Here is a 13518-nt window from a genome sequence, read left to right as displayed (position 1 = left end):
ACCACATCGGGATGTCACTGCCGGCGCGCGAACGCATCGATGCGGTGCTCGCCGCGGTCGATGCCGAACTGGATCGGGACTTTCCCGGCGACCGCACCCAGCAGCAGCCGGTTCACACCGTCTACGTCAGTGCGTCGGACGCTGATGTCGACACCCCCGCGGCATGGGGGCTGGAGTCACTCCGGATCGCCGAGAGTGCGCAGCAGACACTGGACGATCTCGATGGCGGGCGCGTCCTGCCGCTGGTGCTCGACCGGCTGGCGGTCCGGCCGATCGAGGATCTGCGCATCGACCTCGAGGACGGTTACGGGTGGCGGTCCGATGAGGTCGAGGACCGGCATGCCAGCGCTGCGGGACAAACGCTCGCGCGCTGGGCAGCTGCGGGAGACGCCGCACCCCGGGTCTTCGGTGTGCGATGCAAGGGCCTCGGTGCGGCCGAGCGGGCCCGTGGCCTCCGGTCTCTCGAGCTCGTCCTCGACGGCGCCGGCGGTGTTCCGTCGGGATTTGTTTTCACCGTGCCGAAGTTGCGGCACGCGACGCAGGTCGATGCCGTCCTGATGATCTGTGACGAACTCGAGCGGGCGCACGGGCTGCCCACCGGCCTTCTCCGGTTCGAGTTGCAGATCGAAAGTCCGCAGGCGGTCCTGGGTGCCGACGGCCGGGCGACCGTGGCAGACGCGATCCACCGAGGTGGCGAGCGGTTGACCGGATTGCACTACGGGACTTACGACTACAGCGCGGCCTGTGGGATCGTCTCGGCCCAGCAGTCGCTGGAACATCCAGTCGCCGATCATGCCAAGGCGGTCATGTTGGTGGCCGCGGCTCAGACGGGTGTATGGATTTCCGATGGCTCCACCCAGGTCGCGCCCGTCGGTTCGCCGGAGGTGATCGACGCGGCTCTACGCCGGCATCACCGCCTCGTGACCCGCAGTCTGGAACAGGGCATCTACCAGGGCTGGGATATGCACCCCGGTCACCTGGTGACCCGATGGCTCGCGGTCTTCTCATTTTTCCGTCAGGCGATGCCACCCGCCGCGACGCGCCTGCAGGCCTATTTCGACCGCCAGAGCTCCGAGTTCATCGACGAACCCGCGACAGCGCAGTCTCTCGCTCTGGTGATCTTGCGTGGGCTTGCCGCCGGAGCCTTCACCGAAGCCGACGTTCTTGCGGTCGGCTCACAGTGCTCGGCCGACGCGCTGGTCGCACTGCGGGGAAGCGGCGGCGTGCTGCGCTGAGCCGCACACTATGTCGGAGAGGAGTCCTGATGGCGTCGATGCATTGCTGCGACGCGAGACACCTTCTGCAATTCGAATGGAGAGCATGATGCGCACACAGAGCGGTTCCGGTCAGACCTTTCAACTCGACCGTCCCTGGCAAGCGTTGGCACCCTTCCTCTTTGCGACCCGTCACGTCGACAACTATCCGAAGGCCACGGCGGAGATGACGCCGGATGCGTCGCTCGCCGGCCACGCATTGGGCAGCGACTTCGGCAATCCCGAGGGTTGGAGCATGTATCACGGCCAGAGCGTGCCCGGATTCCCCGCGCACCCGCATCGGGGTTTCGAGACGATCACCATCGTCACGCGGGGGTTTGTCGATCACGCCGACTCCACCGGTGCGGCGGCCCGCTACGGCGTGGGCGACGTCCAATGGCTGACGGCCGGCAACGGCGTGTCGCACTCGGAGATGTTCCCGCTGCTCGACGAGGACCACGACAACCCCTTTGAGCTTTTTCAGATCTGGCTCAACCTCGCTGCCGTCGACAAGAAAGCCGCGCCCGAATTCACAATGCTGTGGAATGAGGACATTCCCGTCGTGGAAGTGACCGGACCGGACGGCGGCAAAGCGCGGATCAAGGTCATCGCCGGTCGGTTCGGGGACACCGAACCTCTTGCAGCGCCGTCGAGTTCGTGGGCGTCGCGGACGGAGTCGGACGTTGCGGTGTGGATGCTAGATCTCGACCCACATGCCCGGGTTGAAACTCCCGGCCGCGACGCGCGGCGACGCACGTCGGGTCCTTTACGTCTACGGTGACGACTCTGCGGCGGTCATCGACGGAAACGACGTGGCCGACGGTGTCGGATATGCGCAAACATCGCCCGGCACAACTGTTGTCGAGACAGATGACTCCTCCGCCCGGCTGTTGTTGTTGCAGGCGGTGCCCATCGGTGAGCCGGTGGCGCAGCACGGTCCGTTCGTGATGAACACTCGTGAGGAAATCGTCGAGACCTACGACGATTACCAGCGAACACAATTCGGTGGCTGGCCCTGGGACCGGACAGATGTTGTCCACCCGAAATCCGAAACCCGGTTTGCGCGGCATACCGACGGGCGGCTGGAACGTCCCGAACCCCAAGCCTTCTGACCCAACTGACTGCCCCTGTGGCATTCTTTAGCTTTTCTACGAATATTGAAAAGAATCTGCCTTACGAAAATTGAAAGAATTCCGACGACTTGAATTAAACGGGTATACGATCCGCTGAGGTCCTCATTCGCCGACGTCGGGAGTCCGCAGTGCGAGTTCGGTATGTGGTGAGGGGCGGATTGGGAGTGGCACTGGGGGCGGGTGCTGCGTTCCTCATTTCGTGTGGTGTGGCGTCGGCCGATACAGGTTCGCCAGCGCCCGGCCCCACCCCGGCCGTCGGTCCTGTAACGCCTGGCCCCACCGGGATCATCGACCCGACTGCGATCTACAACGTGTGGATCAACAGCGACATCGGCACCGCTGTCGAGGGTTTCATCAACGCGCAGGCTGCACTTGACCCCGGCTCGTCCGGCTCCGGCTCCTCCGACCTGATCGGCCCCAGTTTCGGTCTCATCGGCGACGGCATCGACGCCGCCCCCGACTGCACCGGCGATGCCTGCAACGGCGGCGACGGCGGGCTGCTCTGGGGCGACGGCGGCGATGGCGCCAATGGCGGCGCAGGCGGCGACGCCGGGCTCTACGGCAAGGGTGGCGCCGGTGGCGATGCCGGCGCGGTCATCACCACAGGTACTGAGGCAGCGGTCGGTGATGACGGTGGAGCAGGCGGGAGCGGCGGCCTGCTGTTCGGGTCCGGCGGCCAAGGCGGCAGCGGCGGCGACGCCACCAGTGTTGAGGGCGACGCGACCGGCGGCGGCGGCGGTGGCGGCGGTACGGGCGGCTTTTTCGGCGGCGGCGGAGGGGCAGCCGGCGTGGGCGGAAACGCCATCTCCACCGGTGGGGACCCTGTTACAACCACTGTCGTCAGCAAGGGGGACACCACCACCAGCACAGTCGGTCCCATTTTTGGGCTGACCACCAAAATCGACAGCACACCTGTCACCACCACCACGGCCACCGGCCCGAATGCAGGCATTGCCACTGGCGGCGCCGGCGGCACAGGCGGGACAGTCGCACTCTTCGGTTTCGGACTGGGCAAGGGCGGCGCCGGCGGGGCGGGCGGCGACGGAACCACGGTGTCGGCCGTCGAGTTCGGCACAGGTGGGGCGGGCGGTGGAGGCGGCGCAGGCGGCTTCCTCTCCGGTGGCGGCGGTGACGGCGGTGGCGGCGGCAACGGTGTCAACAACGGCGCCCTTTCCACTACCAGCGTCAAAACCGACACCGTCACGGTCACGAAGACTTACAACAGCAAAGGGAATCAAGTCGGGCAAACCATCACCACCACAATTCCAGGGCTGCCCTCTACCAGCGAGACCATCGCAGCGGGGCCCGCACTCGGCGGCCTCGCCGGCAACGGCGGCAATAGCGGCCTAGTCGGCACGGGCGGTGGCGGCGGTGGGGGCGGCGGGGGAATCACCGTGTCCAAGAACGCGCCCGGCACCGGTGGCGGCGGCGGCCTGGGCGGCGTGGGCGGGCCCATCATCGGTAGCGGCGGCGCCGGTGGTGCCGGCGGTGACGGAACGAGCCAGTTCGAAGGCTTCGGCGGAGCCGGCGGAGGCGGAGGTACAACGAGCTTCGGGGGCTTCGGCGGCACCGGCGGCGGCGGTGGTACCGGTACCGGTACCGGCCCTGTCACCGGAGGCCTTTCGAGCGTCGCCGGTCCCACCGGCACGGGCGGGGCCGGCGGACTCGGCGGCGCCGGTCAACTGTTCGGCGGCCGGGGCGGACTCGGGGGCGAAGGAACCGGCAGCGCTGCGGGCACTGGTGGCGTTGGAGCCGCCGGTGGCACCGGCATCGTATTCGGCGGCAACGGCGGTACGGGCGGAGCCGGCAACGCGACCGGAGAAGGGACCTTCACGTTTGTTGGCCCCAAGGGCACAGGCGCGGTCGGCGGAGTCGGCGGCAGTGGTCTGTTCGGCGGTCTGTTCGGCGGCCGGGGCGGTGACGGCGGCGACGCGACCGGCTTCTCCGCCACCGCCGGCAACGGTGCGGCCGGCGGTAATGGCGCTCTGGGCGGTGGTGGTGGCGGTGACGGCGGTAACAGGACCTACACCAGTCTGCTGGATGGCCTTGCCGCCGTGACAGCCGCGACCAAGGGAGACGACACCGGCGACGCCAAGGGTGGCACTGGCGGTGGTGGTCTGTTCGGCGGCGCGGGCGGTACCGGCGGCACCGGCAATGTCGACCTGGGCGGTCTACCCATCACCATCCCCGGTCTTCCGGAACTCAGTGGTCTCATCACCACCGCGGGTACTGGCGGAGACGGTGGTGGCGGCACCCTGATCGGTGGCCGCGGCGGCAGCGGCGGCTCAGCAGGCGAGCTCGACCGGTTCCTGCCCACATCCATTGTGGCTTTTGGTGGCAGTGGCGGAAAGGGCGGAGACGGTGGCGCCTTCGGCGGTGGCGGCGGGACCGGTGGCCGCGCGGTGGCTCTCGGAATCGGGGCCGGTGGCGCCGGCGGCGACGCCGGTAGCGGCAGTCTGGTCGGTGGCGCCGGCGGTCGTGGTGGCTGGGTGTTCTCGGTCGCTATCGGTACCGGCGGCAAGGGCGGTACGGGCGGTGCGAGCCCCGTGTTCAGCGGGTCCGGCGGTGGCGGTGGCAGCGTGGTCGCCGGCGTTGCGGGTACAGGCGGTTCCGGCGGGGACGCCGCTGACGGCGGTGTCGTCGGCGGTACCGGCGGCCGCGGTGGCTGGGTCTTTACCCTGGTTTCGGGGACCGGCGGCAACGGTGGGGCAGGCGGGGACGCCAGCGCGATCGGTGGTATCGGCGGGACCGGCGGCACCGTTTTTGCAGGCACTACAGGCGCCGGCGGCGACGGCGGTTCCGGCGGTTCCGGTCCTATCGCTGGGGCAGGCCGCAGAGGCGGCTTCAGCTTTGTTCTCACCGGCGCCAGCACCGGGGGCGACGGCGGGACCGGCGGCAACGGCACCGGCACCGGTGGACTGTTCACGGGCGACGGCGCCGGCGGCGGTACTGGCGGCTGGGGTGTCAGCATTATTTCCGGTGACGCCACCGGCGGAAACGGCGGAAATGGCGGAAACGGCCTCGTCGACCAGAGGGGCGGCAGGGGTGGAGACGGCGGTCGAGGCCTCGCCTTCTTCAACGGCACGAGCACCGGTGGCACCGGCGGCCTTGGCGGGACCCCCGACGGCAACGATGGCAGCGACGGTCGCGACGGTCGCGAATAACGGCAGCGCCCACACCGGAATCGAGACGTGTCACCCAGAGGTCTCCACGCCGCTACGGTGTTTGGCGGAGTTCGGTGTCGCCGGCGCGCAACAACTTCATCGCTTCCAGCCGCTGGGGTGTCGCATCGACGTATTCACCTGCGGCATCACGTAATTCGGCCTCCTCAGTCAGATGTCTACCATCGCGATGGAACCGGATCACGTCCTTGCGGAGGAGGAGAAGTAGTTCCTGAACCAGGGCCTCGCGATCTCGCGTGCCGTCCAGCAGTGGCAGCAGATGGCGATCCACCGGCGGAAGCAGCACTGACTCGTGCCATACGTTGAAGATATAAGGGTCCTCATCGCCACGCACCCCCTCCGCGATGCGCCTCATGGCCTCGGGCAGTTGTAGCGGGCTGCGCGCCGGTTCCGGCAACACCGGTTCGAGCCGGCAACGCGCCAGCCCGCGAATGATCAACGCCTCCAGCAGTTCATCGATCTTCGACTCCTGGTCAACGGCGGCAACGACCCCGGTCGTGCCCAGCCTCGTCTGCACCGCATCCAGCAACTCATGCCTTGACAGCGTCCACGGCCAGCGTGCGCTGAGCGCGTCGACGGCAGCCTTGACGCCTGGATCCCTCGTGATCAGCGGTCGCCCGGTTTCACCGTATTCCTGGGCCGAGTCATCGAGTCGGGTTTCCCCGCCGGTCGGCGGCAGCCATGCAGCGAAATGTAAACGGCCGAAACGTGTTCGGTCCAGTTTGTAGCTGATCTGCGGTCCGCGTTCGCCGTGTACCAGCAGCGACTGGCGAAACGTGCGATTGACCACGAAATCGAGGTACTGCTCCACCAGTATCTGGCTGTGTCCGCATTCCTCGAGTAACGGAACAGATACCTTCTCGCCGTAGTTGACTGCAAACATGGTCTGGGGTGCGGCGTCCGCCAGGTAGGCCAGTCGATGAGGCTCGGCCCGTTTCCCGAACTCGAGGAAGTAGCACGGCGAGTTGAACGTCGCCAATTGCTCGTGTAGCACGTAGTAATCCCTGACGTGCGTGCGTTCCGCCCGGTAATCCGCCAGTGCCCTGGCCAACACACTGTCGACCGGGGCGACCTCCTCCAGAAAGTCGATCATGCCGCGCGCATAGCCCAATTTCTCCTGCGGGGTACCCCTGCCGCCCCCGCGTAGCAACATGGCGTCCCGCACGATCTCCTTCGCCTTCCATCCGGGGTAGACGTTGTAGCTGATGTACGCCACACCCTTTGGTGCCAGCAACGTGTGGAAGGCGGCCAGGATGGCCTCCTGCACGTTCTCCGGCACCCAGCTGTAGACACCGTGGCAGATGACGTAATCGAACTGACCCAGCGCGGGCAGGTCCATTGCGGCGATATCGCCCTGCAGCAACTCGAGGTTGTGCAGGCCCAGCCGTTGGATGTTGCTGCGCCCCTGCTCGATCTGAATCTGCGACAGGTCGATGCCCACTACCCGCGCGAGGGGATGGGACGCGGCGAATGGGATCAGGTTGCCTCCGGCAGCGCATCCGATCTCGAGCACGCGCGCGCTCGAGACGTCATGTGCGTCCAGCCCGAAGATATGGGCGATCGCCGCGATATGCCCTGGAGCCGTCTGCGGAAACGCATGCGATTCGTAGGGCACCTTGTCGTAGTCGGCGCGCAAGCCGTCAACCGCTTCGTCCATTGCTCTTCTCGGAGTTCGCCGATCTCGGTGTTCGCAGGGTGGCGATGATCAAGCCCTTTCCGCCGGTCGGGAGTCAAGTCTGTTCGCCCGCTGTCGCCGGGGCCAGATTATCAACCGCAGCCTTCCTCGACGGTAGTGTCGCCGATCTCGGCAACACCTACCGAAGCCAGTGCGGCGGGACGACCACACAGCGGGTCGCCGCGCCGCGTGGAAGATGCACAGTTCGACGCGCCGCCCTTTGGGCTGCGTGGCAGTATGAATCGGACCGCTACTGTCCGTCGGCTGTGCCATCGAGGAGGAACCGTGCGTCTGTCGCCGCATGAACAAGAGCGACTGATGATCTCGTACGCGGCCGAATTGGCCCGCCGGCGACAGGGCCGCGGGCTGTTGCTCAATCATCCCGAGTCGGTTGCGATCATCACCGACCACATCCTCGAAGGTGCTCGCGATGGTCGGTCGGTCGCCGAGTTGATGTCGTCGGGCCGTGAGGTCCTGACGCGGGCCGAGGTCATGGACGGTGTTCCCGAGATGCTGCATGACGTGCAGGTGGAGGCCACGTTCCCGGACGGCACCAAACTCGTGACCGTGCACAATCCGATCTCCTGACAGGACCGATGATGGCTGAGCACAAACCGATACCAGGTGAAATACTCTGCGCCCCAGGCGAGATCATCCTCAACGAGGGTGCTGACGTGATCGAGGTGGTGGTTGTCAACAGTGGCGACCGGCCAGTGCAGGTCGGCAGTCACGTGCACTTCGTCCAATCCAATGCCGCCCTCGACTTCGATCGGGACATCGCGTTCGGTCGCCGGCTGAACATCCCCGCCGGGACCGCGGTGCGCTTTGAGCCCGGACTGTCGGCAACTGTCGAACTCGTTCCGATCGCCGGTACCCGCGAGGTGTACGGGATCTCGTCGAACCCGCCAGGAAGGCTGGACGCCTGATGGCATCACTGAGTCGTGAGCGTTACGCGTCGCTGTACGGCCCTACGGTAGGTGACCGGATCCGGCTGGCCGACACCAACCTGTTGATCGAGGTCACCGAGGATCGCGCGGGTGGTCCGGGGCGTGCGGGCGAAGAAGCTGTCTTCGGCGGTGGCAAGGTCATCCGGGAGTCGATGGGGCAGGGGCGCGCGACGCGTGCCGACGGCGCACCCGACACCGTCATCACCGGTGTCGTGATCCTGGATCACTGGGGAATCATCAAGGCGGACCTCGGTATTCGTGATGGCCGGATCGTCGCCCTCGGCAAGGCCGGCAACCCCGACACGATGGACGGCGTCCATCCCGACCTCGTGATCGGTCCGTCGACCGAGATCATCGCCGGCAACGGCAAGATCGTCACCGCCGGCGGTATCGACTGCCACGTCCACTTCATCTGTCCGCAGATCATGGATGAGGCACTAGGCAATGGCATCACCACGTTGATCGGTGGTGGCACCGGACCGGCCGAGGGCAGCAAGGCGACGACTGTCACGCCGGGTGCCTGGCATCTGGCGTCGATGTTGTCGGCGACCGATCACTGGCCACTGAACATCGTCCTGCTCGGCAAGGGCAACACGGTGAGCCTCGAGTCGATGCGCGAGCAATTGCGCGCCGGCGCTTCGGGTTTCAAGCTCCACGAGGACTGGGGCAGTACCCCGGCAGCAATCGATGCCTGCTTGCGGATCGCGGACGAATCGGGTGTCCAGGTGGCGCTGCACTCCGACACCCTCAATGAAGCGGGATTTGTTGAGCAAACTCTCGAGGCGATCGCGGGGCGCGGCATCCACGCCTACCACACCGAAGGGGCCGGCGGCGGCCACGCACCGGACATCATCACGGTCGCGTCCTACCCGAATGTCCTGCCCAGTTCCACCAATCCGACCCGGCCGCACACCGTCAACACCCTCGACGAGCACCTCGACATGTTGATGGTCTGCCATCACCTGAATCCGAGTGTCCCCGAAGATCTTGCGTTCGCGGAGAGCCGGATCCGTCCGTCGACCATTGCTGCAGAGGACCTGCTCCACGACCTGGGTGCGATCTCGATGATCGGTTCCGATGCCCAGGCGATGGGCCGAATCGGCGAGGTCGTCCTGCGGACGTGGCAGACCGCGCACGTCATGAAGGCGCGGCGTGGGTCTTTGGCGGGGGACGGCGCCGCGGACAATCAGCGGGCACAGCGTTATGTGGCCAAGTACACGATCTGTCCGGCCATCGCTCATGGACTCGACGACGAGATCGGTTCGATCGAGGTCGGAAAGCTCGCCGATCTGGTTCTCTGGGAGCCGGCGTTCTTCGGGGTCCGGCCGCATGCGGTGATCAAGGGCGGCGCGATCGCGTGGGCACAGATGGGCGATGCCAACGCATCGATCCCGACGCCGCAACCGGTGCTGCCCCGGGCCATGTTCGGTGCGGCCCCCAAGGTCGCGGCGGCCACATCGTTGAGTTTTGTTGCGCCACAGGCGATCGAGGACGGACTGCCGGAGCGCCTCGGCCTGGACCGGCGCCTGGTACCGGTGAAGAATGTCCGGCACATCGGCAAGGCCGACATGCCGGGCAACAGTGCGCAACCCGACATCCGCGTAGACCCCGACACGTTCACCGTCACCATCGACGGTGAGGTCTGGGATCAGCAGCCCGCCACGTCGTTGCCGATGGCGCAGCGATACTTCATGTTCTGATGTCTGCATCCGAGAGTTATTCGGCGTCAAGGCATCTGGGGATGCTGTTGACGCTGGCCGATTCACGACTGCCGGTGGGCGGACACGTTCACTCGGGAGGCCTCGAGGAGGCGATCAGTTCGGGGTCGGTCCGCGACCTCGACGCTCTGCGTGACTTCCTCGTACGCCGGGTCAGCACGGCGGGGCTGGTGGCGGCGTCGATCACGGCAGCCGTGGTCGCCGGAACCATCGACGTTGCCGAAGCGGAGGTCGAGGCCGACGCGCGGACACCGTCGGCCGCCGCCCGGCGTGCCTCCCGGGCGCAGGGACGCGGCATGCTGCGTCTGGGCAAAAAGATTTGGCCACAGCAGGATTGGGCCGTCCATCCGGCGCGTCCTCATCTGCCGGTGGTCACCGGTTCGGTGGCGCGCGCGGCCGGATTGAACCCCCACGAGAGTGCGATGGTGCTCATCTACACAACCATGACCGGCTCCGCGACCGCCGGTCAGCGGCTGCTTGCCCTCGATCCCGGCGATGTTGCCTTGCTGGGTGTGCAGCTGACCGATCTGTGCGAGCAGACGGCCGCCGAGGCCGCGCAGGGGTTGGCCGACCTGTCTGATCCACTCCTTGATGTACTGGCTCAAAGGCATGAGTTGCGGCCGATGCCGCTGTTCGCATCATGACCACCGACCGATTCTGTGCGCCGGAACCGTTGGCACACAGCCCGAACGAAGGAGACAGCTCTTGCCACCGCATCTGATCGACGGAGCGCCGCACACCCACGATCACGCCCGGCCGAAACGGGATCGCGCTCCGGGCGAGGCGCTGCGCATCGGCATCGGCGGTCCGGTCGGTTCCGGTAAGACGGCACTGGTCGCAGCCCTGTGCCGGCAACTGCGCGACGAGTTGTCGCTGGCCGTGCTGACCAACGACATCTACACGACCGAAGACGCCGACTTCTTGCGCCGCAACGCGGTGCTGCCGGATGTGCGGATCACCGCGGTGCAGACCGGTGGTTGCCCGCACACCGCCATCCGCGACGACATCACCGCCAACCTCGACGCCATCGACGATCTCGTCGAGGCCAACCCGCCGCTGGATCTGATCCTCGTCGAATCCGGCGGTGACAACCTCACCGCGACCTTCTCGACCGGCCTGATCGATGCCCAGATCTTTGTGGTCGATGTTGCCGGTGGCGACAAGGTGCCGCGGAAGGGTGGTCCGGGTGTGACGTTCTCGGATCTGCTGGTGGTCAACAAGACCGATCTCGCGCCGATGGTCGGTGCCGATCTGCAGGTCATGCGCGATGACGCCGAGCGCGTGCGCGAAGGTCGCCCGACGGTGCTGATCTCGCTGACCGATGACCCGGCCGCGACCGATGTACTGAGGTGGGTCCGGGAGCAGTTGGCCGCGACTGTCTGAACGGTCGATGCATACCGAGGTACATCTCGAGGCCGTCAAAGGCCGGTCGCCGCGCATCCGGGCAACCGGTGGCATGGCCGCCCGTCAGACCGGCATCGACGTGTTGCATCTGATCTCGACGGCTGCGACCCCGCTCGGCGGTGACACCGTCGACATCCACGTCGACGTCGGATGCGGGTCGACGCTGACGGTGTTCAGTGTGGCCGCCACGGTCGCATTACCGAGCCGCGGGGAGCCACGATCGCAGTTGAACTGGCATATCACCGTGGCCGATGGCGCGCACCTGGTGATCGATCCGCTACCGACGATTGTCGCGGCGCACGCCGTCCATCACAGCAACACGACGGTATCGGTTGCCGGATCGGGGACGGTGCGGATCTGTGAACGGGTGCAGATCGGCCGATTCGGTGAGGACGAGGGTGCGTGGTCCGGTCGATTGAACGCCGACATCGACGGTATCGCGGCGGTTCGGCATCAGGTTCGGCTCGGCAAACAGACGCACGATCGTCTGGGCGCACACGCGGTGCTCATCAGCGAGTTTTGCTATCCGGACGACCGTGACGATCTGGTGCATCCCACCGCGGCCGCCGCTCGTTTGCGGCCGGCGGCCGGGGGGAGTCTGACCACGGTGCTCGCCGACACGATGCCCCATGCGGAGCGCGTGGCCGGCGAGCTGCGCTTTGCCGGAGAACTGACCGGCGGCTGAGTCAGCTGGCCGCCGGTTTGGCGTCTTCCTCGGTCGTCTCCGGCACCTTCTTCTCCGCCCCGACCACGTTGTCTGTTGCCTTCACCGGATCAGACAGAACGGGCTTGCTGTTGGGTGGTCCGGCGGGGTCATCACTCTTGTTCTGAAGCTTTTCGAGCTGCGCCAGGCGGTCGAGTGCGTTGCGAGCCAGGGTCTGCTGCTCGGTGATGGTCAGCTGCGACCGACCCCTGGTCATGAAGGCAAACGACCAGTCGACGATGGTGTTCAGTCGGCTGCGGAACCCGACGATGTACACCAGGTGCAGGAGTAGCCAACCCAGCCAGGCGAAGAAACCCTCGGTCTCGAGGTTCTTCTTGAAGCCGGGAACCGGGACCGACATGACGGCACTGAACTTCGAGATCGTCGCCATCGATCCCTTGTCCCAGTAATGGAACGGTTCACGCTCTTCGGGGGTCTTGCCGGCAAGTCCGGCCTTGATGGCGTCGGCTGCATATTTGCCGCCCTGAATGGCGCCCTGCGCCATCCCGGGGACGTCTTCGACCGACATCATGTCGCCGATCACGAACACGTTCGGGTTGCCCGGGATCGACAGGTCCGGCTGGACCTTGACGCGGCCCGCACGGTCCAGTTCGACACCGCTCTGCTCGGCGAGCTGCTTGCCGAGTGGGCTGGCAGCGACACCGGCCGACCACACCTTGCACTGCGATTCGATGCGTCGGGTGGTGCCGTCTTTCTCTTTGACCAGCAAACCGTCGTAGTCGAGGTCGACCACCATCGCGTTGAGCTGGATTTCCACACCCATGCGCTCGAGGCGATGGGCGGCCTTGCTGCCCAGATTGGCGCCCATCGGCGGGAGGACGGCCGGCGCGGCATCGAGCAGGATCACCCGGGATTCAGTGGGATCGATGTTCCGGAAGGCACCCTTGAGTGTCTTGTTGCTCATCTCGGAGATCTGTCCGGCCAACTCGACACCGGTCGGCCCGGCTCCGATGACGACAAACGTCAGCAAACGGCTGCGCTCTTCGTGATCGTCCGACAACTCGGCCTGTTCGAAGGCGCCCAGAATGCGACCGCGCAGTTCGAGGGCGTCATCGATGGTCTTCATACCCGGTGCGAACTGGGAGAAATGATCGTTGCCGAAGTACGACTGGTCGGCACCGGCCGCGATGATCAGGCTGTCGAAGGGTGTCTCGGTGATGCGTTCGAGCAGACGCGAGGTGACGACCTTGTTCTCGAGGTCGATCTTTTCGACATTGCCCATCAGGACCTTCGCGTTGGCCTGTTTGCGCAGGATGACGCGGGTGGCCGGGGCGATCTCACCCTCGGAGATGATGCCGGTCGCGACCTGGTAGAGCATTGGCTGGAACAGATGGTGGGTGGTCCGGGCAATCAAGGTGACGTCGACATCGGCCTTCTTCAGGTGCTGAGTCGAGAACAGGCCACCGAAGCCGGATCCGATCACCACCACCTTGTGTCGGGTCGAAACTGCAGTCTCCTTGCTCATGACCATCTCCTGTCGGT

Annotated in this window: 12 protein-coding genes; 10 read left to right on the top strand and 2 right to left on the bottom strand. The window is 66.2% G+C overall.

Annotated features, from left to right (window positions below):
• Positions 1 to 11: 11 nt before the first annotated feature.
• The 4 genes from H290_RS0115125 to H290_RS31980 all read left to right on the top strand — a co-directional run bounded on the left by H290_RS0115125 (position 12) and on the right by H290_RS31980 (position 5550).
• Entirely contained in the window at positions 12 to 1235 is a 1224-nt protein-coding gene (locus H290_RS0115125) for an aldolase/citrate lyase family protein (protein ID WP_036519170.1), read from the top strand.
• An 88-nt stretch (positions 1236 to 1323) separates the two neighbouring features.
• The gene (locus H290_RS28670; RefSeq protein ID WP_369758825.1) at positions 1324 to 2034 is read left to right on the top strand and encodes a pirin family protein; all 711 of its coding nucleotides are present in this window, start codon (positions 1324 to 1326) and stop codon (positions 2032 to 2034) included.
• Positions 1967 to 2365, top strand: a complete 399-nt coding sequence (locus H290_RS32030) for a pirin-like C-terminal cupin domain-containing protein (RefSeq protein WP_020107658.1) — start codon at positions 1967 to 1969, stop codon at positions 2363 to 2365. Before H290_RS28670 ends, H290_RS32030 begins: the two co-directional genes overlap by 68 nt.
• Before the next feature lie 185 nt (positions 2366 to 2550).
• A complete protein-coding gene (locus H290_RS31980; RefSeq protein WP_020107657.1) occupies positions 2551 to 5550 on the top strand; it encodes a hypothetical protein in 3000 nt (999 codons plus the stop codon).
• 52 nt (positions 5551 to 5602) lie between these two features.
• On the opposite strand, the gene H290_RS28660 is transcribed toward H290_RS31980, so the two are convergent.
• Complete coding sequence (locus H290_RS28660; protein WP_020107656.1) at positions 5603 to 7225, bottom strand: class I SAM-dependent methyltransferase; 1623 nt, start codon at positions 7223 to 7225, stop codon at positions 5603 to 5605.
• A 303-nt stretch (positions 7226 to 7528) separates the two neighbouring features.
• Here H290_RS28660 and H290_RS0115105 point away from each other — a divergent pair, with 303 nt between their 5' ends.
• The 6 genes from H290_RS0115105 to H290_RS0115080 all read left to right on the top strand — a co-directional run bounded on the left by H290_RS0115105 (position 7529) and on the right by H290_RS0115080 (position 11997).
• Positions 7529 to 7831 (top strand): urease subunit gamma, encoded by a 303-nt coding sequence (locus H290_RS0115105; RefSeq protein WP_020107655.1) that lies wholly within the window; start codon positions 7529 to 7531, stop codon positions 7829 to 7831.
• 8 nt (positions 7832 to 7839) lie between these two features.
• Positions 7840 to 8169 carry an urease subunit beta gene (locus tag H290_RS0115100; protein WP_020107654.1) on the top strand — a complete coding sequence of 110 codons (330 nt, stop codon included), beginning with the start codon at positions 7840 to 7842 and terminating at the stop codon, positions 8167 to 8169.
• Positions 8169 to 9890 carry an urease subunit alpha gene (locus tag H290_RS0115095; protein WP_020107653.1) on the top strand — a complete coding sequence of 574 codons (1722 nt, stop codon included), beginning with the start codon at positions 8169 to 8171 and terminating at the stop codon, positions 9888 to 9890. Before H290_RS0115100 ends, H290_RS0115095 begins: the two co-directional genes overlap by 1 nt.
• Positions 9890 to 10552, top strand: a complete 663-nt coding sequence (locus H290_RS0115090; RefSeq protein ID WP_051122059.1) for an urease accessory protein UreF — start codon at positions 9890 to 9892, stop codon at positions 10550 to 10552. Before H290_RS0115095 ends, H290_RS0115090 begins: the two co-directional genes overlap by 1 nt.
• A gap of 61 nt (positions 10553 to 10613) precedes the next feature.
• Complete coding sequence (gene ureG / locus H290_RS0115085; RefSeq protein WP_020107651.1) at positions 10614 to 11291, top strand: urease accessory protein UreG; 678 nt, start codon at positions 10614 to 10616, stop codon at positions 11289 to 11291.
• Positions 11292 to 11298: 7 nt separating this feature from the next.
• Positions 11299 to 11997: an urease accessory protein UreD gene (locus H290_RS0115080; RefSeq protein ID WP_020107650.1), complete on the top strand. Its 699-nt coding sequence runs from the start codon at positions 11299 to 11301 to the stop codon at positions 11995 to 11997.
• A gap of 1 nt (position 11998) precedes the next feature.
• Here the strand turns inward: H290_RS0115080 and H290_RS0115075 are convergent, their stop codons facing one another.
• Positions 11999 to 13507, bottom strand: a complete 1509-nt coding sequence (locus tag H290_RS0115075; protein WP_020107649.1) for an FAD-dependent oxidoreductase — start codon at positions 13505 to 13507, stop codon at positions 11999 to 12001.
• Positions 13508 to 13518: the final 11 nt, after the last annotated feature.

Origin of the sequence: Nocardia sp. 348MFTsu5.1, assembly GCF_000383535.1 — a bacterium.
GTDB lineage: Bacteria > Actinomycetota > Actinomycetes > Mycobacteriales > Mycobacteriaceae > Williamsia > Williamsia faeni.
The sequence above is the reverse complement of the archived record's forward strand: the minus strand, read 5'-3'. Positions and strand labels throughout refer to the sequence as shown.